The sequence below is a fragment of the Shewanella sp. SP1S1-7 genome (assembly GCF_031932105.1).
Lineage (GTDB): Bacteria > Pseudomonadota > Gammaproteobacteria > Enterobacterales > Shewanellaceae > Shewanella > Shewanella baltica.
Genome location: NZ_JAUOEU010000009.1, coordinates 123,471 through 149,820 on the forward strand (window position 1 = coordinate 123,471; position 26,350 = coordinate 149,820).

Annotated in this window: 18 protein-coding genes; 14 read left to right on the forward strand and 4 right to left on the reverse strand. The window is 47.0% G+C overall.

Annotation, left to right across the window (positions count from 1 at the left end; all coding sequences use genetic code 11):
• Positions 1–40 precede the first annotated feature (40 nt).
• Both feoB and Q4Q49_RS09790 read right to left on the reverse strand, forming a co-directional pair.
• Positions 41–2,335 (reverse strand): Fe(2+) transporter permease subunit FeoB, encoded by a 2,295-nt coding sequence (gene feoB, locus Q4Q49_RS09785; RefSeq protein ID WP_220776386.1) that lies wholly within the window; start codon positions 2,333–2,335, stop codon positions 41–43.
• A complete protein-coding gene (locus Q4Q49_RS09790; protein ID WP_012196862.1) occupies positions 2,328–2,567 on the reverse strand; it encodes a FeoA family protein in 240 nt (79 codons plus the stop codon). Before Q4Q49_RS09790 ends, feoB begins: the two co-directional genes overlap by 8 nt.
• 436 nt (positions 2,568–3,003) lie before the next feature.
• Here Q4Q49_RS09790 and Q4Q49_RS09795 point away from each other — a divergent pair, with 436 nt between their 5' ends.
• The 14 genes from Q4Q49_RS09795 (at position 3,004) to panP (ending at position 25,183) form a co-directional block, all read left to right on the forward strand.
• Positions 3,004–3,969 carry a DmsE family decaheme c-type cytochrome gene (locus tag Q4Q49_RS09795; protein WP_311999230.1) on the forward strand — a complete coding sequence of 322 codons (966 nt, stop codon included), beginning with the start codon at positions 3,004–3,006 and terminating at the stop codon, positions 3,967–3,969.
• A gap of 13 nt (positions 3,970–3,982) precedes the next feature.
• Positions 3,983–6,133: an MtrB/PioB family decaheme-associated outer membrane protein gene (locus Q4Q49_RS09800; protein ID WP_311999231.1), complete on the forward strand. Its 2,151-nt coding sequence runs from the start codon at positions 3,983–3,985 to the stop codon at positions 6,131–6,133.
• A 35-nt stretch (positions 6,134–6,168) separates the two neighbouring features.
• Positions 6,169–8,088, forward strand: coding sequence for an OmcA/MtrC family decaheme c-type cytochrome (locus Q4Q49_RS09805; RefSeq protein ID WP_311999232.1), 1,920 nt, complete (start codon positions 6,169–6,171; stop codon positions 8,086–8,088).
• Between the two features lie 248 nt (positions 8,089–8,336).
• Positions 8,337–10,529 carry an OmcA/MtrC family decaheme c-type cytochrome gene (locus tag Q4Q49_RS09810; RefSeq protein WP_311999233.1) on the forward strand — a complete coding sequence of 731 codons (2,193 nt, stop codon included), beginning with the start codon at positions 8,337–8,339 and terminating at the stop codon, positions 10,527–10,529.
• 341 nt (positions 10,530–10,870) lie between these two features.
• Complete coding sequence (locus Q4Q49_RS09815; protein WP_311999234.1) at positions 10,871–12,823, forward strand: OmcA/MtrC family decaheme c-type cytochrome; 1,953 nt, start codon at positions 10,871–10,873, stop codon at positions 12,821–12,823.
• Positions 12,824–12,891: 68 nt separating this feature from the next.
• The gene (gene mtrA, locus Q4Q49_RS09820) at positions 12,892–13,893 is read left to right on the forward strand and encodes a decaheme c-type cytochrome MtrA (protein WP_006081107.1); all 1,002 of its coding nucleotides are present in this window, start codon (positions 12,892–12,894) and stop codon (positions 13,891–13,893) included.
• 12 nt (positions 13,894–13,905) lie between these two features.
• Positions 13,906–15,993 carry an MtrB/PioB family decaheme-associated outer membrane protein gene (locus tag Q4Q49_RS09825; RefSeq protein ID WP_311999235.1) on the forward strand — a complete coding sequence of 696 codons (2,088 nt, stop codon included), beginning with the start codon at positions 13,906–13,908 and terminating at the stop codon, positions 15,991–15,993.
• A 228-nt stretch (positions 15,994–16,221) separates the two neighbouring features.
• Positions 16,222–16,827: a hypothetical protein gene (locus Q4Q49_RS09830; RefSeq protein ID WP_311999236.1), complete on the forward strand. Its 606-nt coding sequence runs from the start codon at positions 16,222–16,224 to the stop codon at positions 16,825–16,827.
• 158 nt (positions 16,828–16,985) lie between these two features.
• Entirely contained in the window at positions 16,986–17,684 is a 699-nt protein-coding gene (locus Q4Q49_RS09835) for a uracil-DNA glycosylase family protein (RefSeq protein WP_311999243.1), read from the forward strand.
• Between the two features lie 8 nt (positions 17,685–17,692).
• On the forward strand, positions 17,693–18,931 hold the full coding sequence (locus Q4Q49_RS09840) for a sugar diacid recognition domain-containing protein (RefSeq protein WP_311999237.1): 1,239 nt from the start codon (positions 17,693–17,695) through the stop codon (positions 18,929–18,931).
• Positions 18,932–19,082: 151 nt separating this feature from the next.
• Entirely contained in the window at positions 19,083–20,090 is a 1,008-nt protein-coding gene (locus Q4Q49_RS09845) for a catalase family peroxidase (RefSeq protein WP_311999238.1), read from the forward strand.
• A gap of 344 nt (positions 20,091–20,434) precedes the next feature.
• Positions 20,435–21,793 carry a GntP family permease gene (locus Q4Q49_RS09850; protein WP_012588046.1) on the forward strand — a complete coding sequence of 453 codons (1,359 nt, stop codon included), beginning with the start codon at positions 20,435–20,437 and terminating at the stop codon, positions 21,791–21,793.
• A 242-nt stretch (positions 21,794–22,035) separates the two neighbouring features.
• Entirely contained in the window at positions 22,036–23,259 is a 1,224-nt protein-coding gene (locus Q4Q49_RS09855; RefSeq protein ID WP_311999239.1) for a glycerate kinase, read from the forward strand.
• A gap of 274 nt (positions 23,260–23,533) precedes the next feature.
• Positions 23,534–25,183 (forward strand): pyridoxal-dependent aspartate 1-decarboxylase PanP, encoded by a 1,650-nt coding sequence (panP, locus tag Q4Q49_RS09860; protein ID WP_311999240.1) that lies wholly within the window; start codon positions 23,534–23,536, stop codon positions 25,181–25,183.
• A 116-nt stretch (positions 25,184–25,299) separates the two neighbouring features.
• Here panP and Q4Q49_RS09865 read toward each other — a convergent pair whose 3' ends face one another.
• Together Q4Q49_RS09865 and Q4Q49_RS09870 are read right to left on the reverse strand one after the other, a co-directional pair.
• A complete protein-coding gene (locus Q4Q49_RS09865) occupies positions 25,300–25,506 on the reverse strand; it encodes a hypothetical protein (protein ID WP_311999241.1) in 207 nt (68 codons plus the stop codon).
• Between the two features lie 218 nt (positions 25,507–25,724).
• Positions 25,725–26,350 (reverse strand): hypothetical protein (locus Q4Q49_RS09870; RefSeq protein ID WP_311999242.1); only part of this gene is annotated, 626 nt, incomplete at its 5' end.

A 26,350-nucleotide genomic window follows, 5' to 3' on the forward strand; every position in this document is an offset into this window, starting at 1 on the left:
AGCTGACATTTATTACTCAGTCATGCTGACTCAGTAAATCTTACTCTGTGATGATGCGGATCCCTGGAATGATCTGCTGGGTTCTTCTGCCCTTACGTTTCAGCCATTGATAAAAGGCCACTAACGCAAACAGGAAGAAACCAATCCACAGACTCGATTGTACAGGATGCTGTGTAAAGGTTGCCGCTTGATAGACCACAGTCGCTGAGCCATAGGCCAGAGAGAAAGTCCACGTAGCCGCAAATGTCGCCCAACGAGAGCCAAACTCATGCACTAAGGCGCCCATCGCCGCGACACAAGGGGTATACAACAAGATAAACAGCAAGTAAGAGAACGCCGCAATTTTGCCACTGAAACCAGCTTGCAGGGCACCAAAGGTCGATGTCGCCACGCCTTGCTCTTCCGCTATCGCTTCTTTATTAGTCAAATCACCAACCGACAGTTTTAGCGGATCTTCCAGATCAATTCCAAACAAGTTTGCAGGAATCGTCGCCAGAGCCGCATTAAAACTTTCACTCAATGGCGTAAGCTCTTCATCAGCGGGCGCTGCAGTGCTGTACAAACTGTTTAAGGTACCAACAACCGCTTCTTTGGCAAAAATACCTGTGATAATACCCACAGTTGCAGGCCAGTTATCCTGCTCTATACCCATAGGTGAGAAGACTGGCGTGATTTTTTGGCTCGCAACACTCAACAAAGATGCTTGGCTATCTTCATGGCCGAAGGTGCCATCAACACCAATAGCATTGATAAAGTTTAATAACGTCACCACCAGCACAATGGTTTTACCCGCACCTAAAATAAAGCTCTTAGTGCGTTTGCCAGTGCGGACCATAACAGCTTTAAATTTGGGCATCTCATAGCTTGGCAGTTCCATCACCACAGCACTGCTGGTGCCGGGCAACAGGGTGCTTCTGAGTAATAAACCCGTACCGATAGCGGCAAAGATACCAATAACGTAAAGCAAGAAGACTAAATTCTGTCCAGAATCGGGAAAGAATGCCGCGGCAAATAACGCATACACTGGCAAACGTGCACCGCAAGACATAAATGGCGCCATCATACCCGTAACAATACGCTCACGTTCACTGCCCAAGGTGCGCGTCGCCATAATCGCTGGCACTGAACAACCAAAACCGACAATCATAGGCACGAAAGCTTTACCGGGCAGACCGATACGGCGCATTAACCCATCAACTACAAATGCAGCGCGGGCCATGTAGCCAGAGCTTTCAAGGACTGACAAACCGAGGAATAAAGCAGCGATCACCGGAATAAACGTGGTCACGGTTTGAATACCTTGGCCAACACCACCAGCGAGAATAGTGACCAACCAAGCCGGAGAGCCCATGTTCGTCAAGAATGCGCCAAAGTGGTCGACAAACAACGCACCCGCAAACACATCGAAGAAATCGATAAAAGCGCTGCCAATATTGATGCTGAACATAAACATCAAATACATCACGAACAAGAACACAGGAATGCCAAGCACGGGATGCAATACGAGTTTATCTAATTTATCACTGAGAGTGAGGAATCCCGACTCTTTCACTGAACCTTGAAACACTTTCTCAACGAAATTAAAGCGCGTGGTAGCCACCATCACTTCAATATCATGGCCCTGCGAAGAGATAATCTGGGTACAGGTATTTACTTCATCCTGCAACTCAGCATTTTGGCAACTGCCACAACCTGAACCATTGCCTAACATAGCCAAGGCGCGGCCACGGCTTAATTGCGTGTCTTTGCTACAAAGCAACTGCACGCCAGCTTCAATTTGTTCATCGTAATGCAGTACTAATGGTGCTTCAGAGACTCGGCCTTGCAGTAAATCGAGTACCTGCGCTTGCACTTTTTCTACATCGGCAGGATCGCGTGAGCACACACCAATCACAGGGCAGCCCAACTCTTTGCTCATTTTCTTTAAATCGACTTTGATACCGCGTTTAACTGCAGAATCAATTTTATTCAGCACCACCACCATAGGGATCGCGAGTTCACGCAATTGGGCGGTGAGATATAAATGACGTTCGATGTTAGTGGCATCGACTAAATTGATAATGCCGTCGACACGTTGCTCGGCGAGATATTGCTGCGCAATTTGCTCATCGAGTGAACAATCGCAACTATTGCCCGCAGGCAGAAGATCGTAAATACCCGGTAAATCGGTCAGATAGACATCGGCACCGTTTAAGGTGAAATGACCAGTCTTTTTCTCGACCGTCACACCAGACCAGTTACCGACTTGTTGATTCGCGCCGGTTAGCGCGTTAAAGAGCGTCGATTTACCCGCATTCGGGTTACCGACTGTGACGCAATGAAACTGCTTAGTCATTCGCCTTTTCCACCTCAATGATGTCTGCCAAATCTCTGCGCATACAAAGTTTACTACCACGAATATCCAGTTCGAGACCAGAACCCATAGGTGCGTATCGGATCAATGAAAAACGCGTATTTGGCGTGATCCCCATGGATAACAACTTACGCTTCACGGTTTGTGGTAACACTAAACGCCCCACTTCAGAAATAATACCGCGATCACCGGGACTGAGTTCGCTTAACTTCATTACGTATTCCACCTTGCAACAGGTTCAGCTCGAAAAACTGCGCCCATTGTAACTGAGCTATGACCCTAATAACTTTACCTAGATCAAGATTTTTGACTGGTAACGATAATAGTTTTCAATTGTGTTGGGTATTATGTGACAAAAATACCAATGAATAAACGGCCAACTGAAAATAAAAATCCATACCTAAGTGCACAAGAGAATGATGCGATCGAAAGAAGTCAAAAAAGCTGTGAACAAAACCCTTACCAAAGCAAACGTGATCAAGGTCACGCTTCCTCTATATCACCAGTAAAATCATCCCTCTTTACAGTGAAAAGACGCTCAGATGTTAAGCGAGTGTCACACATTTGTTCTAATATTAATCAGCTTGAATAAGCTAAATTAGCAATATCGAAAGCGTAAAAATAACAAATATAAATGCACTCGGGAAAAGATGAACATGGAAATAAGGCTAAAGTTCAAAAGCATAGCTAAGGCTATGCTATGTATTTTGTTATCAATCGTGAGTATTTCGGCCTCGGCGACGCCTTGGGATGACAAAAAACCAGAGGACGTTGTCGCGACATTAGACAAAAAATTCGCCGAAGGTAAGTATTCCGCCAAAGGGGCTGACACTTGCCTAATGTGTCACAAAAAAAGTGCCGTGGTCATGGCCATTTTTGATGGGGTTCATGGTAATCCCAATGTAAAAGCTTCCCCCATGGCTGATTTGCAGTGTGAAGCCTGCCACGGCCCGTTAGGGAATCATAACAAAGGTGGCAAAGAGCCAATGATCACCTTTGGTGCAAATTCTCCTGTTCCCGCGCAAAAGCAAAACAGCGTTTGTATGAGCTGCCACAATGACAGCCAACGTATCGCGTGGAAAGGCAATCACCACGATAACGCCGATGTTGCCTGCGCAAGTTGCCATCAAATTCATGTTGCCAAGGATCCTATCAGCGATAAAGCCAATGAAGTCGCCATTTGTACCCAGTGCCATACCCAGCAAAAAGCCGATATGCACAAACGCTCGGCCCATCCATTACAATGGCAACAAATGGTCTGCAGTGACTGCCATAATCCCCACGGCAGTTTGAACGATTCAAGCCTGAAGCAAATGAGCGTCAACGAAAATTGCTATAGCTGCCACGCCGAAAAACGTGGTCCTAAATTATGGGAACATGCCCCCGTCACCGACAACTGCGCGAATTGTCACAACCCCCATGGCAGCGTAAACGACGCCATGCTGATCAGTAAGCCTCCTCAGCTTTGTCAACAGTGCCACGCCTCGGATGGTCATAGCAGCAATGCCTACTTTGGCAATCAAACCAATGCCTTCACTTCAGGTAATTCCTGTATGAATTGCCACGGACAAGTGCATGGTTCTAACCATCCTTCTGGCAAATTGCTACAGAGATAACAAGGGAACGATCATGCCAACAGCTAAACTATCTCACCCTAGTGCTTGCTTCTCACTCACGTTACTCGCATGGGTGATAAGCGGTGTTTTATCTCAGGCACATGCCGAAGGTTATGAGCTACAACAGGCGAATCGAAGTGGCATAAAAACAGAAGCATGGAGCTGCAAACAATGCCAATCTAAGTCAGGGCATAGTGGTGATGTCAGTGCCACCCTCGCTTACAACGATGGCGAGGACAGTCGTTTCGGTAACCGCACTGGGACAGATAACGATGGTATCGTTGCCGCCGTCGGTGCGGATATGCTGTACAAAACATCGTCGGGTTATCAAACTCAATTGATCGCGGATAAGTTAGGTTTTGATGCGGGCTCAGCTAAGCTCATGACAGGAAGGCCAGGGAACTATCAAATCAACTTAGGTTATAGAGGCTTAGCTAACTATAACCATAATCAACTCAAAAGCCCTTATACCTCATCGCAAGATATGATGTTGTTGCCCGATAACTGGATAACAGGTGGCACAACACAATCTATGCCTATGCTACAGAGCAGCCTTGTTGGCCAAGATTTAAGTATTCAACGTGATCGCTTTATGATCGGTGGTTACTACGCGGGCAAAATATCACCTGAAGGTGACAATACCAGTCACTACAAAGCATCATTAAACTATCAGCATGAAGACCGCAGCGGAGCCAAAAAGACCAGCGCCAATATACTCACCAATAGCGTTATGCTCGCCCAACCTATTGATGACAGTACCGATGAAATCGATGCCAGAGTCTATTTTAATGGCACAGGCTGGCAGGCTGGCATCAATAGCCAAGTCAGCCAATATAAAAATGATCACCAAGCCATGCAATGGCAATCAGCCTACACGCCCACCTTTGGCGCGGCATACTTAGGTCAAAATGCGGCCGACCCCGACAGTAAAGCCTATCGCGTTGCCGCAGAAGCCTCTGGGGGGGCGAATGGTCAGAATGTGCTAATGCACGCAGGCTTTAGCCGTATGACCCAAGATGACACTTTTATTCCAGCCACCATCAATGGCCCGTCACCTGTCCTGCCTGCGGATACCTTAGATGGCCAAGTGGATATTATTGAAATGATCCTTAAATATTCGGGCCGGATCACCCAAGATTTAAGTGTACAGGCAAGCTACAACTATCAAGACAAAGATAACAAAACGGCCAAATTAGACTTCCCACAAGTCATCACCGACAGTATTAACCAAGGCACTGCTCAAAATAGCCTTTATGATAAGCGAACCAAAAAACTCGAACTTAAAGGCAAATACCGTTTTACTTCAGCCGCCTATGCAGAAGCAGGCTACAGCCGTAACGAAAACGATTACACTGAACTCGACCGCCAATCCGTCGATGAGTCCGGCGTGTTTGCCAAACTGAGCTATCGCTATTCCCCTGCTTGGTCAGCATGGTTAAAAGGAGAAGCACTAGAGCGCGATGGCAGTGAATACGATCCAGTCACTACCACTCAAAGCCAAAGCAACCCTTGGCTGCGTAAATCCTACCTCGCCGACAGAAAAAGGCAAAAAGTCACCTTACACACTGATTATCAAACTGATATCGGCCTCTCGCTGGGCGCCAGCTTGCACAGTGTCGATGACGATTATCACCACACCCAAGTGGGTCTTACTCAAGTGTCCTACCTAGGTTATGACGTATCGGCCCAATATGCGCTGAGTGACGATCTTCATTTCAGTGCCTTTGTTAACCAAGATTGGCGCGATTCAGATCAAGCAGGCAGCAACCACTTTTCAACGCCCGATTGGTACAGCACTGCCGAGGAAAAATCGACTTTAATTGGGGCAGGTTTTAGTTATCAAAACCTGTTCGATAATCACCTCAACATTGGCTTGGACTACAGCTATTCCGATGGACAGAGTGATACCGAGATCGTCTACGGCATCACCAGTCCCTATGGCGATTTTTATGCCCGCAAACACAATATTAATGCCTACGCCAAATATAAGTTTGCCGACAGTATGTCGCTACGCGTCGATTGGTTATTCGAGAAGTATCAAGATGCTAACTGGCAAAACCAAGGCACATATTGGGACACGATTCCCAACGTACTCAGCTTTGGGGATATGAGCCACGACTACAACGCTCACTATTTAGGCTTGACCTTAAGCTACCAAATGTAACTTAGGCACTGACAGCGCATTCCAAGGATAGAAATATGAACAAGTTTGCAAAAATGAGCTCGAAATTCAGTCTGACGCTGGTCTTAGTCTCGCTATTAAGCGCCTGTGGCGGTGATAACGGCCAAGATGGTAATCCAGGCGAACCCGCAAAACCGCCCGCGTTAACCATCACTAGCCTAAAGGTCACGGTCGATAAAGTTGAGATGGCAGATGGTATTGCTCAAGTGGATTTTCAAGTGAGCAATCAAGATGATGAAGCCGTAATTGGTGTCCCATCGGCGACGTTTATTGCGGCGCAGCTTCTGCCGCAAGGTTATACGGGTGCGGGTAATAGCAGTGAATGGCAGCATTTTACCGCCGAAACCTGCGCGGCAACTTGTCCTGGCAGTCTCACAGACCATAAAAACGGTCACTACAGCTACACCTTCAGCGCACCGTTTAATGGCATGAATGGGGTGACGTTTATGCCCGAAGCGACCCAAAGAATGGTGGTCAAAATCGGCGGCGATAAGCTTGCTGATAACACCCCCTTACCTATTACCAATCAACATTATGACTGGCAATCTTCTGGGGATAATGTCGCTTACACCCGCAACTTAGTCACAGTAGAAACCTGTAATAGTTGCCACAGCAATCTTGCTTTCCATGGCAGTAAATATAATCAAATCGAAACCTGCGTCACTTGCCATAACAGCAAAAAAGTCAGTAACCCCGCGGATATTTTCCCGCAAATGATCCACAGCAAACATCTAACCGGTTTCCCGCAACCCATCAGTGACTGCCAAACCTGTCATGTCGATAAGGCTGAGTTAGCTGAGCAGCAAAATTGGCACAGAGTCCCAACCATGCAAGCCTGCGGCGCCTGCCATACACAAATCAATTTTCCCGCAGGCGAAGGACATCCAGCGCAGGCCGATAACAGTAACTGCGTGGCGTGCCATAATGCCGACTGGACCGCAAGCGTTCACAGTGATGAAGACAAAACCGCGGCACTGATGCAATTTAGCCCAAGCATCACCAGCGCCAGTATGGATGCCAATGGTACAGTCACAGTCGCGGTTAAATTGATGAACCCAGCTACTGGCAGCGTCTACAGCGAGAGTGCCGATAAGCTAAAATTCATCAATGATTTAAGGGTATATGCTAACTGGGGAACCAGTTTTGATTATGCCACTCGCTCTGCCCGCTCGATTAAGCTGCCGGAATCCACACCCTTATCAGGCTCAAATGGCATTTATACCTATACAATTTCGGGTCTTACTGTGCCTGCAGGCACTGAATCGGATCATGGCGGACTCGCGATTCAAGGCCGAGTCTGCGCCAAAGACAAGGTACTCGTTGATTGCACCACTGAACTGGCGGAAGTGTTAGTGATTAAAGCCAGCCACAGTTATTTTGATATGGCAGCATTAAGCAGTACGGGTCGTCGCACTGTTGTTAGTAATACAAGCTGCGGCAATTGCCATGGCGATCAAAAGCTTAATATCCACGGCTCACGCAACGATCTCGGTGGTCAATGTCAGCTATGTCATAACGCCAATATGCTGGCTAATGCGACGGCGGCAAATCCTTCCACCACGTCATTTGACTTTAAGCAGCTGATCCACGGTATTCACACCAGCCAATTCGCAGGTTTTGAAAACCTAAACTACCCAGGGAACATCGGTAACTGTGCCCAATGCCATGTTAACGATACAGCGGGGATATCTACCGTCGCCCTTCCTTTAAATTCAGCGGTACAACCTCTGGCCCTCGATAACGGCACTTTTACCAGCCCGATTGCCGCTGTGTGTAGCAACTGCCATTCAGATACCAGCACTCATAACCACATGGCTCAGCAAGGTGCTGTTTTTGCAGGCACAAAATCCGATGCAACCGCAGGAACTGAAACCTGTGCTTTCTGTCATGGACAAGGCGGAGTCGCAGACGTGTTAAAAGTGCATCCCATAAACTAAGCCTATGATGCTGGCCTAAAAAGGCCAGCAACTGCAGATATAAAAGGAACTCATACTATGCAGTCATCTACTTCTAAAGAAATAGTCAGATCTCAGTCACATTACCCACCTAAAGTGACTGATTAATACCAGTGACTTAGTTAGCCTTACAGATGGAAAACTAATTCCACACATCTTATGCGGGTAATGAGATTTATTCTTATCTACCAAGCGTTTGATGATGATTACAACTATTGCAGGGAAATATCATGATGAAACGGTTCAATTTCAATGCCGCAACAAAAGCGATGTTGGGTGCCGGTTTACTCTCTCTACTACTCGCCGGTTGCGGTGGTAGTGACGGTAAAGATGGTGAAGACGGTAAACCGGGTGTTGTTGGTGTCAATATCGATACAACGCCTACACTGAAAGCAAGTTTTACTAATGCCACTATCGATGCCGGTAAAGTTACGGTCGATTTCACATTAGAAAATGCGAATGGCGTTGCAGTACTAGGCTTAAATAAAACTCACGACATACGTTTTGGTATTGCACAACTCACCCATGTGACTGAAGCAACGGATGATCCAGCCAAACCCGCCGACCGCGGTTACCAATGGCAAGCCTACATTAATGCCAAAAAAGAACCTGGCACAGCGCCTTCTGGCGTGGATAACCTCAATCCATCAGCTCAATTTCAAGCCAACGTTGAAGCCGCTGCCAAGTGTGATACCTGTTTAGTGGATCATGGCGATGGTAACTATAGCTATACCTATCAAGCCAATATCGCCAATGTCACTGAACCCTTAGCGATTACTTACAGTGCTGAAGCGACTCAACGGGCAACATTAGAACTTGAATTACCACAGCTTGCTGCCAACGCCCATTTTGATTGGCAACCTTCTACAGGCAAAACTGAAGGTATTCAAACCCGCAACGTTGTTTCAATAACAGCCTGTTATACCTGTCACCAGCCAGAAAGTTTAGCGTTACACGGTGGCCGTAGAGTTGATATTGAAAACTGTGCTTCTTGTCATACGGCAACCTCTGGCGATCCTGAGTCAGGTAATAGCATTGAATTCACTTACATGATCCATGCTATCCACAAAGGTGGCGAGCGTCATACCTTCGATGAGACAGGAGCTGAAGTACCAGCCCCTTACAAGATTGTCGGTTATGGTGGCAAAGTAATTGACTACGGCAAGGTCGGTTTCCCATTAAAACCTGCAGCGGATTGCACAGCCTGTCACGTTGAAGGAGCGGGTGCACCAGCTAATGCTGATCTATTTAAAGCCGACTTAAGCAATCAAGCCTGTATTGGTTGCCACACAGAAAAACCATCAGCTCACCACAGCAGCAGTGATTGTGTCGCTTGTCATAATGCAACTGAACCATACAATGGCACAGGTAGTGCAGCTAAACGTCATGGTGATGTGCTTAAAGCTTACACAGAAACTAAAGCCATGGGCATTAAGTTCACTAATGTCGGCGTGAATGACACGGGCAAAATCACTTTTGATGTCCAAGTTGTTGACAAAGATGGCAATGCTATTGATAAAGCCTTCGTAAATCAAAGCTCACGCGTTGTCGTAGCATGGGATTCTGATAAAGATTACCCAAGCTATGCTGATGCCTCTTATAGCAATCGTCGTATCGCTTTAAGTGAAGGTACCTATAATGAAGCGAATAAAACCTACTCATTAACAGGCACTAAGTTCAGTTTACCCGCTGATGCAAATGGTAAAACATTCGAGCTGTGGTCAACATTAGAAGTGTGCTTCAACAATGGCGGTTATGGCGTTGCTGACGTAGCGATGACAGATTGCTCTGCTGACAGTGTAAGTAAAGTCGCGGTTAAACAAGCCCCATATCATTTCGTTTGGAAAGATACGGGAGTGGACAACACTGCCAAGGCAGCGACACGTCGCGACATTATTGATGCAACTAAGTGTCAAGGTTGTCACAATCAAGAAATCCACCACTATGACAACGGTGTAAATTGCCAAACTTGTCATACTTCGGATAAAACCTTGAAAAGTGATGCCAACTATCCTGGCGGTAAGATCCCAACTAGCTTTGCGTGGAAAGCTCACGAACGTGAAGGCCATTACCTGAAATATGCGGGTGTACAATCAGGCACTGTGCTAAAAACCGATTGTGCGACATGCCATACAGTTGATAAAGCAAACGTCATTACAGGTATTACCTTAGGACGTCAGCCTAATCGCACATGGCGCTACGGTGATATCAATAATAACGGTGCCGATATTTGGGTATCTTCAGATGCGGGTGCGTGTTTAAGCTGTCACCAAAAATATCTGAGTGATGCGACAAAATCTCACATTGAGACTAACGGTGGTATTTTAAATGGCAGTAGTGCAGCCGATGTGCAAACTCGTGCATCAGAAAGCTGTGCAACTTGTCATACCCCAGCTCAATTAAGTAAAGTTCACGGTAATTAAGCAGATATAACGCTCTCATTCAGAGCAATGTTTTATCGTTACTAAAGAGAGAGGTTTTTACCTCTCTCTTTATATTCTTGCCATTTAAAAATCCGCTGTTTTTTTGATCTGAAATCGTTTTTACCTCTCGCTTTAAATACCTCTTTAGAAATAGAAAGATCCAAGTCACACATTAGCAAAGGCCTTGGAGATTTTAAGGTCATGTTAGGTTAGCCTTTCCTTGGGGAATTCTATTTCCAGCATCCACTTAAGTCGCTTCTAGTGACCAAAAACACAGACATAGAATCTGTTGGCTCTAGAACACAGCGTTTAAGCAATGCCAAACCTATGCAGGGAAAAAAATGATGAACGCACAAACAACTAAAATCGCACTGCTGTTAGCAGCAAGTGCAGTCACTATGGCCTTAACTGGCTGTGGTGGCAGCGATGGTAATGATGGTAATCCCGGTGAACCTGGTGGCGAACCTGCTCCAGCGATTCAAACCCTTAATTTCACGTTTGATAAATCTGTCGTCACTAACGGTGTACCGAGTGTTGAGTTTACCGTGACTAACGAAGATGATTTACCCGTCGTTGGTCTCCAAAAAATGCGCTTCGCCGCAGCACAGTTGATCCCACAAGGTGCTACAGGTGCCGGTAATGCCTCACAATGGCAATACTTTGGTGATGAAACCTGTGATGTGGCAGCAACATGCCCAGGGACCTTTGTTGACCAGAAAAACGGTCACTACAGCTATACCTTCAACATGAACCTGACCGCTAACGCTAAAATCACCTACAACGATCAGTTAGCTCAAAGGGTGTTAATCCGCGCTTATAACACGCCGTTACCCGATGGTACTCAAGTCCCTAACAGTAACGCCTTTGTCGACTTTACGGCCGATACCGGTGCAGCACCGACATACAGCCGCAAAATTGTTGCCACTGAAAGCTGTAATACCTGTCACCAAGATTTAACCAATGTGAAACACGGCGGCGCGTACTCAGATGTTAACTACTGTGCAACTTGCCACACAGCAGGCAAAGTTGGCGTAGGTAAAGAGTTCAATGTTCTCGTTCACGCTAAACACAAAGACCTGACCTTAGGTTCATTGGAAAGCTGCCAAAGCTGTCATGCTGCAAACGATGCCGCGCCAGATTGGGGTAATTGGTCACGTATTCCAACTGCCGCTACCTGTGGAAGCTGTCATAGCACAGTGGACTTCGCCGCAGGTAAAGGCCATTCACAACAGCTAGATAACTCTAACTGTATCGCTTGTCATAACAGCGACTGGACTGCTGAGCTACACACAGGCAAGACTGCTGACAAGAAAGCCGTTATCGCTCAGTTAGGTATGTCTGCAACGCTTGCGGGTCAAGAAGACAATACTGCGGTATTAACTGTGTCTGTCTTTGACAAAGACGGTAACGCGATTGATGCGGCAACGGTTCAAGACAAGATTAAACGTTTAGAAACTGTCACTAACGTTGGCCCTAACTTCCCAATTATGGGTTACAACAAGAGCCCTGGTAGTGGTGCTGCGAAAATTGCTAAAGACTTAGTCAAAGATGGCGCACTGCAAGATGGCGTGACCTTAGTTGACGGCAAACTGGTTTTCACTACACCTGCCCTGCCTTTCGGTGCTGGCGATACAGATACGGCCTTTACCTTTATCGGTCTGGAAATGTGTAGCACTGGTACTAGCTTAACCGCATGTACCGCTGATAGCGTGACAACCAGTATGAAAGCTGAGCTCGCCTTTGGCACAAAATCAGGCAACGCCCCAAGCATGCGCCATGTTAACTCTGTTAACTTCAGTACCTGCCAAGGCTGTCACAGCGATACCTTCGAAATCCACAAAGGACACCATGCAGGCTTTGTAATGTCTGAACAAGTTTCACATGCTAAAGATGCGAACGGTAAAGCTATCGTCGGTGTTGATGCTTGTGTGGCTTGTCATACCCCTGATGGTACGTATGCATCTGGTGCAAACAAAGGTGGTTTCGAAATGAAACTGCACGTAGTTCACGGTGAGCAAGGCGTTATCAAAGAATGTACTCAGTGCCACAACGACTTCAATCTAGACGCGTTCAAAGTGAAGGGTGCACTGGCCACTTCTGCAGGTAAATACACCACGCCAATCACGGCAACTTGTACTTCATGCCACGCGCCAGAATCTATTGGCCACGGCTTAGAAAATATGGGCGCAATTGTGAATGGTGATTATGTTCAAGCTAACCAAGCGGCGCAGTCAGAAACCTGTTTCTACTGTCACAAACCCACACCAACAGATCACACTCAGGTGAAAATGTAATTTGCCCAAGCAGGGGGAGCTCGCTCCCCCTTTCTTGAATTTTTTTGGGACAAATTGGGAAGCCTATTATGAAGAACAGCTTAAAAATGAAAAACCTACTGCCGGCACTTGTCATCACCATGGCAATGTCAGCAGTCATGTCTTTATGCATCGCACCAAACGCTTATGCGTCGAAGTGGGATGCGAAAATGACGCCAGAGCAAGTCGAAGCCACCTTAGATAAGAAGTTTGCCGAAGGCAACTACTCCCCTAAAGGCGCCGATTCTTGTTTGATGTGCCATAAAAAATCTGAAAAAGTGATGGACCTGTTCAAAGGTGTCCACGGCGCCATTGATTCATCAAAAAGCCCAATGGCTGGCCTGCAATGTGAAGCCTGTCATGGTCCTTTAGGTCAACACAATAAAGGCGGCAATGAGCCGATGATCACTTTCGGTAAGCAATCGACCTTAAGTGCTGAAAAACAAAACAGTGTCTGTATGAGCTGTCACCAAGATGATAAACGTGTGTCTTGGAACGGCAGTCACCATGACAATGCCGATGTCGCTTGTGCCTCTTGCCACCAAGTACATGTGGCAAAAGATCCTGTGTTATCAAAAAACACCGAAATGGAAGTCTGTACTAGCTGCCACACTAAGCAAAAAGCAGACATGAACAAACGCTCAAGCCACCCATTAAAATGGGCTCAAATGACCTGTAGCGATTGCCATAATCCCCATGGGAGCATGACAGATTCCGATCTGAACAAGCCGAGCATTAACGAAACCTGTTACTCCTGCCACGCCGAAAAACGCGGCCCCAAACTGTGGGAACATGCACCCGTCACTGAGAACTGTGTGACTTGCCACAATCCTCACGGCAGTGTGAATGATGCCATGTTGAAAACCCGCGCACCGCAGCTGTGTCAGCAATGTCACGCTAGCGATGGCCACGCCAGCAATGCTTACTTAGGTAACACTGGTTTAGGTTCAAACGTCGGCGACAATGCCTTTACGGGTGGAAGAAGCTGTTTAAATTGCCACAGTCAGGTCCATGGTTCAAACCATCCATCTGGCAAGCTATTACAGCGCTAAGGAGACGAGAAAATGAAATTTAAACTCAATTTGATCACTCTGGCGTTACTAGCAAACACAGGTTTTGCAATAGCGGCCGACGGGTATGGCTTAGCCAATGCCAATACAGAAAAAGTCAAAATGTCCGCTTGGAGCTGTAAAGGCTGCGTTGTTGAAACGGGTACATCGGGCACTGTGGGTGTGGGTGTCGGTTATAACAGCGAAGAGGATATTCGCTCGGCGAATGCCTTTGGGACTTCAAACGAAGTCGCAGGGAAATTGGATGCTGATGTCACCTTTCGCGGTGAGAAAGGCTATCGCGCCAGCATTGAAGCCTATCAACTGGGCATGGATGGCGGCCGCTTAGAGGTGAATGCCGGCAAACAAGGCCAGTACAATGTCAATGTGAACTATCGCCAGATTGCCACTTACAACAGCAACAGTGCCTTAACGCCCTACTCGGGTGTGGGCAGCGATAATTTAACGCTGCCAGACAACTGGGTGACGGCGGGTTCAAGCAGCCAAATGCCATTACTGATGGACAGCCTGAACGCCTTAGAACTGTCGCTTAAACGTGAGCGCACAGGGCTTGGTTTTGATTATCAAGGCGAGTCGCTGTGGAGCACACATGTGAGCTACCTGCGTGAAGAAAAAACTGGCTTGAAAAAAGCATCAGGTGGATTCTTCAACCAATCTATGATGTTAGCCGAGCCTGTTGATTACACCACTGACTCCATTGAAGCGGGTATCAAGCTTAAAGGCGACAACTGGTTCACTGCACTTAACTACAATGGCTCGATTTTTAAGAACGAGTACAACCAGTTAAATTTCGACAGTGCATTTAATCCAACCTTTGGCGCGCAAACCACGGGCTCTATCGCCCTTGATCCAGACAATCAGTCACACACAGTCTCGTTAATGGGCCAATACAACGACAGTACCAATGTGTTATCGGCTCGCGTGCTTGCAGGACAAATGAGTCAAGACCAAGCGTTAGTGACTTCAGGTTATGGTTATCAAGTGCCAACTGAAGCCCTAGATGCCAAGGTCGATCTTATCGGCTTAAACTTAAAAGTGGTCAGCAAAGTCACCAACTCACTGCGCTTAAGTGGTAGCTACGACTATAACGACCGCGATAACAATACGCAGATTGAGGAGTGGACCCAAGTCAGCATCAACAATGTCAACGGTAAGGTGGCCTACAACACCCCTTACGATAACACCAGCCAACGCTTCAAAGTGGCCGCAGATTATCGTATTACCAGCGGCATGAAACTCGATGGTGGCTATGACTTCAAACGTGACGAACGTAATTATCAAGACCGTGAAACCACGGATGAGAACACGGTTTGGGCGCGTTTTAGAGTCAACAGCTTCGAAACTTGGGATATGTGGGTTAAGGGCAGTTACGGTCAACGTGATGGCTCGCAATATCAAGCCTCTGAATGGACATCCTCTGAAACCAACAGCCTGTTGCGTAAGTACAATCTGGCGAACCGTGACAGAACCCAAGTGGAAGCACGAGTCACTCACTCGCCTATCGAAAGCCTGACCCTAGATTTCGGTGCCCGTTACGCATTCGATGACTACACAGATACTGTCATCGGTTTAACTGAGTCAAAAGACACCAGTTATGATGCCAACATCAGCTATATGATCACCGATGACTTACTGGCAACCGCCTTCTATAACTATCAAATCATTGAATCTGAACAGGCGGGTAGCAGCAACTACAGCACCCCAACCTGGATGGGCTTCATTGAAGATAAAGTCGATGTTGTCGGCGCAGGCATTAGCTACAACAACTTACTTGAGAACAAGTTACGCATGGGACTGGATTACACCTATTCAGACTCCAACAGTAACACCCAAGTGAGACAAGGTATCACAGGCGACTATGGTGAGTATTTTGCCAAAGTGCACAACATTAACTTATACGCTCAATATCAAGCCACCGAGAAAATGGCGCTGCGCTTGGATTATAAAATTGAGAACTATAAGGACAATGACGCTGCCAATGATATCGCCGTTGATGGCATTTGGAACGTCGTAGGCTTTGGCAGCAATAGCCATGACTATACAGCGCAGATGATCATGTTAAGCATGAGCTACAAGCTCTAATCCTCAACGATAGACAATCCAAAAGCCCGCATCTTGCGGGCTTTTGTTTAACCGCGGCAGTCACATGCAAAGTCAGATGTAAAATCATTACATCAGCCCAGATAAAAGTAAAAATCTTGAATAAGATCAGACTCTGGCGCAAAAGTCTGCCCATAAAAACCTTATTCCTTGAGTTTTAGCTCACTTTAGCGGATCTTAATTCAATCTTTTGGTTAATCCTCTGAGCCCATGCGTATTTATTCTCCCCTCTGCCAATCTAAGTGCTTGTCGTCGCTTCCCGCCCTACTGGGGCTGAGTCTATTGCCCTTACCCGCCTTGGCGTTCGACCCCTCGGGCGGCACCGCCAGCCTGTTTATCATTCTCGGCCTCGGCGGCTTTACCTTAATCAATTTATTTTTGCAGGGTTTGTTCTTTTTTGCGGGTCAATATCGCAGCGCCACCTTTGCCAAACGCCATGTATTAAGCGCCTTAATCGTTCCGCTGATTGCCGTCGCCTTAGCCATCTATGATCACAGAGGTTGGAGTGATTTCGCCTTGAACTTAGGCATTATTTGTGTGGGGATTGGATTGATATTATTGCCACTACAACTGTGCCAAATCGATAAACCCAGCAATCGCAATGCCGATTGGATCATCAGCCTAGGGGCATTATTTATCCTCGCCTTGAGCTATGTGATTGCCCCACTAGCCTTCTTTACCCTTGTGCTGGCCCATATCTGTTTGGCTTCAAGCCCAAGTAGAGTGCCTAAACTATTAAGTTATATAAGCTTGCTGTTTGGCTACGGTCTTTTTGGCTACTGGCTATATCAAACGGCGATGATGTTCCAATCCTGATTGAAAATGAATGAGCGACCATGAATGAGCGATGACATTTATCATTAACCACGGGCACTGACTACTGACTAAGACAAATTTTGACTAAAACACATTGCACTAACGCGCCGGCGTCATCGCCGCTAAGCGAAACGGTATCGCAGCCCAGTTCTGCATCAATGACAGCGCTGCTGACAAAAATTAACGCCTGTACTTTATGTCAGGCTGATTTGCCCTTAGCGCCCAAACCGATATTGCAGGCCAGTAGCCAAGCGCGGATTTTGATTGCGGGCCAAGCTCCGGGCGTGAAAACGCACCATAAAGGGATCCCATTTGACGATGCCAGCGGTGAACGGCTGCGCACTTGGTTGAATGTCACCCGTGAGCAATTTTACGACCCTGCCCTTTTTGCCATTGTCCCTATGGGATTTTGTTTTCCGGGCAGTATCGAAAAAAACGGTAAAAAGCAGGGTGATAAACCACCGCGCCCCGAATGCGCCGCCACTTGGCATCAAGCCTTACTTGCGTTAATGCCACAAATTGAGCTAATCGTGATCCTCGGCCAATATGCCATCGATTATCATCTACCGCGTGAATCGTCCGTGGCCATAAACCTCACTTCACCGCTCAGCAAGGTCCAAACAACCAGCACGAATGTATCGTCCAGCACCAAAGCAAAAACCATCCCCAAACTGAGACCCATCACAGTGACCCAAGCGTGCGCGCAGTGGCAGCAATATTGGCCTAAATATTTTGTCTTACCGCACCCGAGCCCACGCAATAATCTCTGGCTTAAGCAGCATCCTGAGTTTGAACGCGATATGCTACCCAGATTAAGAATGCGTATTGCATCCCTGTTAAACCTTCAACCACACTAGGCACTCATATGTATCTGCTTGATTCTGCCATCGCTAAACAGATTGTGAGTCGCACAATGAAAATCATTGGCCACAATATCAATGTGATGAACGGCCAAGGAGTAATTTTAGGCTCAGGCGATCCTAAACGTATTGGTTCAACCCACGAAGGCGCGCTGCTGGCCATTGCCCAAAATCGCAATGTGGAGATAAGCCAAGAAGTGGCCTCTGGGCTACATGGCGTAAAACCTGGCATCAATTTACCCTTGCATTATCAAGGACAAATCATAGGTGTTGTCGGCATTACTGGCGATCCAAGTGAGCTTACCCATTACGGTGAATTACTCAAAATGACCGCCGAAATGATTGTTGAACAAGCCAACCTGCAGGATAAATTGCAGTGGGAGAATCGCCAGCGCGAAGAGTTTATTTTGCAGTTGATCAAAGCTGAAACCGACGATGAGCAGTTGCACCGCTGGGCAAAACAGTTAGAAATTGATATCAGCCTGCCACGGGTCGCGGCCATTATTGAGATCAGCGAGAAACACACCCAAAAACAACATTTAAAGACCGACGCCAACTCATCGGCCTTGTACTTAGCAGAAGCTTCCACTCAGTCCGCCGATGAACGCAGCCCCAGAGTCAGTGAAACCCTCAAACAAGTGCTGCATCTATTGCAATACCCTGACCGTGGCAACTTGATTGCCATGACCTCAATGTCGCAATTAGTGATCCTTAAACCCGCTTTTTTAGATGGTAAACAATGGGATCCTGAGCTTGAAAATCAACGCATCGATAAGCTGTTACAACGCTTACCCGCCCAAATGGATTTAAACTTTAAAATTGCCTTAGGCCACTTTTTCCCTGAAAAAGGCGGTATAGCGCGCTCCTATCAAACCGCACAAGAAACCTTAGCCCTAGGTAAACAGCGCAATGCAGAGGGTAATAAATACCTGTTCGAAGATTATTCCCTGCAAGTACTACTTGCGGGACTTAAACATGACTGGCGTGGTCAGGCACTAGCGTCACCCTATCAGCAACTCGCCAAAGCCGATAAAAACGGCCAGTTACGCAAAACCTTAGCCGCCTATATCACCCACTTTGGTGATGCACAGCAATGTGCGAATGCGCTGTTTATACACCGCAACACACTTAGATATCGCCTCGATAAAATTCAGCAAATCACCCAAGCCGATATTCAATCCCTGCATGGATTATTGAGCCTGTATCTTGGACAACTGCTTGATACTTCGGCAACCCCAAGATAACGGGTGTTATTTCCTATGCAATTGAGTCAGTAAGGCATTAATTAACAGATCGATTGAAAGATTTATACCGTATCCCCTTTCCTATAGTTTCTAATAACAATCTCGCGTCGACATGTCGAACGCTCGACCTAGACCATTGAAAGGAATTGCAATGACCCCATTCAAACTGACTTTACTCGCCAAAGCCTGCCTCATCACAGGCTTAGCGCTGACTTCACCGACATTAGTCGCCGCCGAAAAAACCATTCCAGAGCTGGTTGATGCCGTTAATGGCACGCCCGATGCGGCAAGTCGCGAGGCGGGTAAAAAGGTAAAACTGCGTAATCACACGAAAGGATTTTGCACCTCAGGCAGTTTTAAACCGGATCCGCAATTACAACAAACACTGGCGATTCCGTTTTTTAATCAAGATGCCATTAAAGTTACTGCCCGTTTTTCCCTTGGTGGCACAAATCCACAGATCTCCGATAAAACCGCTGGGCGCTTTATGTCACTCAAAATAGATGGCGATAAAGAAAACCTTAACTTTGTTACCACTAACGTCCCCGTTTTCTTCGCCAGTAATCTAGAAGACTTTTTTACCTTTCAGACTAAAGTGAAACAGGGCGCGGAAGGTAAACAGTGGCTTATCGACAATCAACCCCGCGCTAAAGCCTTTTTCGACTATGTCAAACAGCAGCCTCCCAGCCCTAGTTTTGCCAACAGCCGCTACTATGGCGTGAATAGTTTCCTGTTTAGCACCCAAAAAGGCGGTGCTCAGCAAGGTGAAACGGTTGCGGGAAAGTGGATTTTTGAACCTGTCGCGGGCACAGCTGCGCTATCAGCCAGCGAACTTGCTAATCTGGGTGACGATTTTTTAAAGGCAGAATTGCTCGAGCGCATTAAAACCCAGCCGGCACAATGGAACCTCTATATTCAACTGGCTGAAACGGGCGATGAGATTAATGACCCTACCGTGATTTGGCCTGAGACTCGCCAGCGTTTGCTGGTTGGCCAAGTGGTGATTAACGGTGAGCGAGATAGCGATCCCCAAGTGCAACAGTGCGATAAAGGCATTTTCAACCCGCTGTTATTACCTAAGGGCATTGCCGCATCTGCCGATCCGATACTCAATGCTCGCACCGCTGCCTATGTCGAATCTTTTATTCGTCGCCAATAAAACGACGAGTTAAGCCAAGTTCCTCCTATTTAAGGTTGGCAAATAGCCCTATTTGCCAACCCTTACCGACAAGCCCCCCTTATCGACAAAACGCCTCCTCTTACATTCGAATTCACCTAAGCATTTTTGTGCGTGAGCACAAAAATGGCGAAACATAACGCGGTAATTCCGTGGATTTAGCCAAAGCTATTCAAGCATGCCTGCACAATAATAGGATGATCTTAAAATAGGATAACCTTAAAGCAGCCCTCATTTGGACTCAGGCCCAAATAAGCACTGCGCCCTACAATATAAGTCAAAAAACTTACTCAAAAACTTCAGCCAAGAACTGAACGGGACATAATATGAACTTAGTGCTTATTCTTATCGGCGTGATTGCATTTATTGTTATCGCGACCTCAAAATTTAAACTCCACCCCTTTTTAACCTTAATTCTGGCCGCCTTTATCGCGGCTTTCGCCTATGGCTTACCGAGCGGAGAAATCGCTAAAACCATCACTACAGGTTTTGGCGGTATCTTAGGTTATATCGGCCTTGTGATCGTCTTGGGGACTATCATAGGTATCATTTTAGAAAAAAGCGGCGCCGCCATTACTATGGCTGATGTGGTGATCAAGGTATTAGGTAAACGCTTCCCGACATTAACTATGTCGGTCATCGGCTACCTAGTGTCTATTCCAGTCTTTTGTGACTCAGGCTTTGTGATCTTAAACTCGCTAAAACAATCGATGGCCAACCGTATGAAGGTCTCTAGCGTCTCCATGAGCGTTGCCTTGGCCACGGGCCTGTATGCCACTCACACCTTTGTACCGCCAACACCGGGGCCTATCGCCGCCGCGGGTAACTTAGGCTTAGAGTCGAACTTGGGCTTAGTGATTGGCGTGGGTCTTTTTGTGGCCGCCGTAGCCGCATTAGCAGGCATGTTATGGGCGAACCGTTTTGCCGATGTTGAGCCAGATGGTGAAGGCGCAGAGGAGCTTAAAGCGGAAGCGAGCGACTATGAAACCCTGAAAAAAAGCTATGGCACCCTGCCCAGCCCATTAAAAGCCTTCGCACCGATTTTTGTGCCTATCGTATTAATTTGTTTAGGTTCTATCGCTAACTTCCCTTCAGCGCCTTTAGGTAAAGCAGGGTTATTTGACGTACTAGTGTTCCTCGGTCAGCCCGTTAACGCTCTGATGATTGGCCTATTCTTATCCCTGTCGTTATTAAAGGGTGAGAATAAGATCAGCGAATTTAGCGAGCGCATAAGCCAAGGGTTAGTCACAGCCGCGCCGATTATTTTAATCACAGGTGCGGGCGGTGCCTTTGGTGCTGTCTTAAAAGCCACACCTATCGGTGACTTTTTAGGCACATCATTGTCGGCACTCGGTATCGGTATCTTTATGCCGTTCATCGTCGCCGCTGCGCTTAAATCCGCGCAGGGTTCATCGACTGTAGCATTAGTCGCAACCTCGGCACTGGTTGCGCCTATGCTCGGTGATATTGGCCTTGGCAGCGATATGGGCCGCGTATTGACGGTTATGGCGATTGGTGCCGGTGCAATGACGGTTTCCCACGCCAATGACAGCTTCTTCTGGGTCGTCACCCAATTTAGCCGCATGAGTGTGAAACAAGCTTACAAAGCACAAACCATGGCAACCCTTATTCAAGGTATCACCGCCATGTTGACTGTGTATGTGCTCAGCTTAGTCTTGCTCTGATAGTGATTAGTAATTAGTGATTTAACCTTGATTCAAGCTTGTCCCTTGGGCGCAAACCGCGCTCAAGATATCTTTGTTATCGCCCAAATAATTGCAACAGTTCAATGTGCCAGTGAAGGATATTAATACGTTTATATCCTTCAGTGTTTGCACAGGAAAGCTGTAGTACCCAACGTAAGTGGCATTGGGTTTAGTGTTCAACATTGAGCCCTGTTTTATCCCATTTAGCTGTAGGATTTTTAATGAAAATAGTTATCGCCCCCGACTCATTTAAAGAAAGCTTAAGCGCACTCGAAGTGGCCAACGCCATCGAGCAAGGCTTAAGACAAGTGATCCCCGACTGCGACATAGTCAAAATTCCCGTTGCCGATGGCGGCGAAGGCACAGTGCAATCTATGGTCGATGCTACGGGCGGCAGTATTGTCAGCCTAGAGGTCATGGGTCCACTGGGGCATAGGGTGCAAGCGCACTATGGCATTCTTGGTGAAGGCATTCTCGGCAATGGATCAAACTATGGCTCAAATAGTGATTCAAATTCTGGCTTAAACAGTGGCTCAGTCGCTGATATGAGTACTGGCGCGATTGCCGTGATTGAAATGGCCTCGGCCTCTGGTCTGCACCATGTGCCAAGGGAGCAACGTAATCCGCTGATCACCACCAGTTATGGCACGGGCGAGCTGATTTGTGATGCGCTTAATCGGGGGATAAAGCACATCATTTTAGGACTAGGCGGCAGTGCCACCAACGATGGCGGCGCGGGTATGGCCCAAGCGCTGGACATTTTATTGCTCGATAGCCAAGGTAAAACCTTGCCTTCTGGCGGCGCGGCGCTAGCGAACCTTGCCCAAATCGATGTCTCGAACGCTCATCCGCTGTTACGTGAGTGCAACTTCGAAGTCGCCTGCGATGTTGACAATCCACTGTGCGGTGAGCGTGGTGCCTCGGCAATTTTTGGTCCGCAAAAAGGCGCAACGCCTGCGATGGTTAAGCAGCTCGATACGGCGCTATCCCATTATGCCGATGTAATTGCCCGCAATGGCATGACAGATCACCGTGAACATGCGGGAGCAGGCGCTGCGGGCGGCATGGGCCTTGGCGTGATGGCTTTTTTAAGTGCCGAGCTTAAACCTGGAGTTGAAATTGTAATGAAAACCGTTGGCCTTGCTGACAAAATCCGTGGCGCCGATTTAGTAATCACAGGTGAAGGCCGCATCGACGGTCAAACCGTGTTTGGAAAAACCCCGATGGGCGTGTTAAAGCAAGCCAAACTGCAGGGTATTCCGACTATCGGTATCGCGGGCTGCTTAGGTGACAACGCCAATGCCATATTGGATCACGGTATGGCGGCTATCTTCCCTATTATCCCGCACTTAAGTCCGCTCGATGATGTGCTGGCCAATGCCAAGCTAAACCTTAGTAATACCGCCCGAAATATCGGCGCGGTACTCATGTTAGGCCAGCGCTAATTTTTAGGGCTAACATGAATTTTAGGACTCATGCTCAGGCTTAATGAGCGGCTCGTCGAGTTAAACATAAAGGCGCCATAACGGCGCCTTTGCTTATTTAGGCCGCAACGCTTTGGTAACACAAATTTTAGTGCTTGATGCCTAAAAGGCCTTGCAGTAAAGTGAGCTCCCTTTTTGGTATTCCGCTGATTGAACATTTTGAGAGTCACTGGTCCGTTATACTCTTCGAGCAAATTTGCGGTTTCACTATAAAAATTAATAGACGGCAAGCCCCATGACCCAGAAACTCCCTCGCCAAGCCACAGCATCCGAAGAAAGTCTGCTCCGCATTTTTACTGCACCGGAAGATGCAGGATCAACGCTGAGTATTATCGAGCAGAAGCTCTCCGAGGACTTAGCAGGCTTTTTGGGTGACAGTATCGCCGCGCTCGAAAAACCTTTGTCGGAAATTGAAACTGATTTTCAAGCCTTTGAGATCCCAACTCAGCCGCGTTTTGTTTCCGATTACACCGACGAAATTATGCAAAATCTGGTGGCGCATTCGGTACACACAGCGGCACCAAGTTTTATCGGCCACATGACGTCGGCACTGCCCTACTTTGTGTTGCCGCTGTCGAAAATGATGGTGGGACTCAATCAAAATCTGGTCAAAATCGAAACCTCGAAGGCTTTTACGCCGCTTGAGCGCCAAGTGCTCGGCATGATGCACCATTTGATTTACGACCAAGATACGGATTTTTATCAAAGCTGGATGCACAGCGCCAATCATTCCCTCGGCGCATTTTGCTCCGGCGGCACAGTGGCCAACATCACCGCCCTGTGGATTGCCCGTAACCAATTATTAAAAGCCGATGGCGAGTTTAAAGGCGTCAGCCGCGAAGGATTACTCAAGGCACTGCGCCACTATGGCTATGACGATTTAGCGATTTTGGTCTCGGAGCGCGGTCACTATTCGCTGGGCAAAGCCGTCGATCTGCTTGGCATTGGCCGCGACAATATCATCAGCATTCCCACGGGCAGCGATAACAAGGTCGATGTCGCGAAAATGCGCCAAGCCGCCCTTGAACTTGCCAGTAAAAATATCAAAGTGTTGGCGATTGTTGGCGTGGCTGGCACCACAGAAACCGGTAATGTTGACCCACTGACAGAATTAGCGGCGCTGGCAAAAGAGTTAAATTGTCATTTCCATGTAGATGCAGCGTGGGGCGGAGCAAGTTTATTATCCAATAAATACCGCCACTTACTCGCAGGTATCGAACTTGCAGATTCAGTCACCATCGATGCCCACAAACAAATGTACGTGCCTATGGGCGCGGGCATGGTGTTATTTAAAGACCCTGAGTTCGCCCACGCCATTGCCCATCACGCCGAATATATTTTGCGCCGTGGTTCAAAGGACTTAGGCAGCCAAACGCTCGAAGGTTCACGCCCTGGCATGGCGATGTTAGTGCACGCTTGCTTGCAGATCATCGGCCGCGATGGGTATGAAATCTTAATCAACAACAGCCTTGAGAAAGCGCGCTATTTTGCAGAGCAAATCAAAGCCCATGAGGATTTTGAGCTGGTCACTGAACCAGAACTGTGTCTGCTGACTTACCGTTATGTCCCCGCCTGCGTACAAGCCGCCATGAAGCTGGCCTGTGAGCAAGCAGACACGATAAGAGTCGCCCGCTTTAATGAGCTGCTCGATGGCCTCACTCAGTTTATTCAAAAGCACCAACGCGAACAGGGTAAATCCTTCGTCTCCCGCACCCGCATTCAGCCAGCCCGCTATTTTAGGCAAGCAACCGTGGTGTTTCGCGTGGTGCTAGCCAACCCCCTCACCAACCATGACATCCTCAATCAAGTGCTTGTTGAGCAAAGTGAAATCGCCGCACTAGATAACGAGTTTTTACCTGCGTTATTGGCAATGGTTGCTGAATAGCAAGTTTGGGATGATGAGTTTCAAATAGCGGCTTTCAGATAAAAAGTTTCTAATAGCAAAACAACCGCAAAGATTTTTGCGGCTGTTTTGCTATTAGACAATGAATTAGCTGCACGTTAAAGAGACAAAATTAAGTGCTTATTCATTGTCATTTGTACGCCGAATTCAACTGCCTCCGTGACTCGCCGTGAAGCCATCCATGGCGGCTCTACGATGACATCCATGTCATCGAAGGTCACGTCAGCATCTGAATTCGCCTTGGTAAATTTCTGCGTAATCTGCTGCAACGTTTGAAAAGATGGGAATTTAACTGTTGTACGCATGTTCTACCCTTAACCAATTAAACGGCGAATAGACAGGACGCGATTTGCGACATAGACAACGCCGACAGCAATCGCCACAAAAGGCAGGTATTTTTTAAGCATGGTTTTCCCCTTGGGATACGCTGCCTCACGGCGGGTTAACGTGCCTACGCTTCACAGCGTTGGCTAAGTGCGCTTATCGGTATACGGGGATTTTAAGCGGGAGGAAAGCGTATCCGTTAACGGGTACTTTGCTTTTTGCTTAGTTCAGAGTCAACTTTCTTTCCTAGTTCAGTTGAGAAATATACACCCTTTTCTGTCTTTTCAACCATACCAGTGTTAATCAATTCTGAAAGAGCAACCCTTAATTCACCCAATGAACATTTATTTTTAGGAAATAACTCAACAAGTTTACTCTGTAACTCAACAAGTTTACTCTGTTGTATTGGTGTTTTATTTAATATTTTGAAAACCTGATAGCTCAGAATGCTTGGGAAGTGCCTTTTGATAATGTCAGGTTCTACAACTATCAACTTTCTATTTTCATCTTCAGTCAAATAAGCGGAATTAGAAAACATGCTTTCACTACTTATAAGATCCCCAGCAAGCTCACGTAGGCCTTTTGCAGTAAAATGCAAACCTTCATCTACATTTATTTTTTCAATTTTGTTTTTCAAATTAATTATTTCAATTACTTGAGATTTATTGATATTTTCATGCTGAGCAAGCAATTCCTTTAATGAAAATATTTCTTCATCTTTATTAATTTTCGAAGTTTCAAAAGCCCCTAATTCACTCTTAGCACTTTCCAATTCATTAACAAGAAAATCAGCATGTTTCCGGCTATCAACACTAGCTTCCCTCT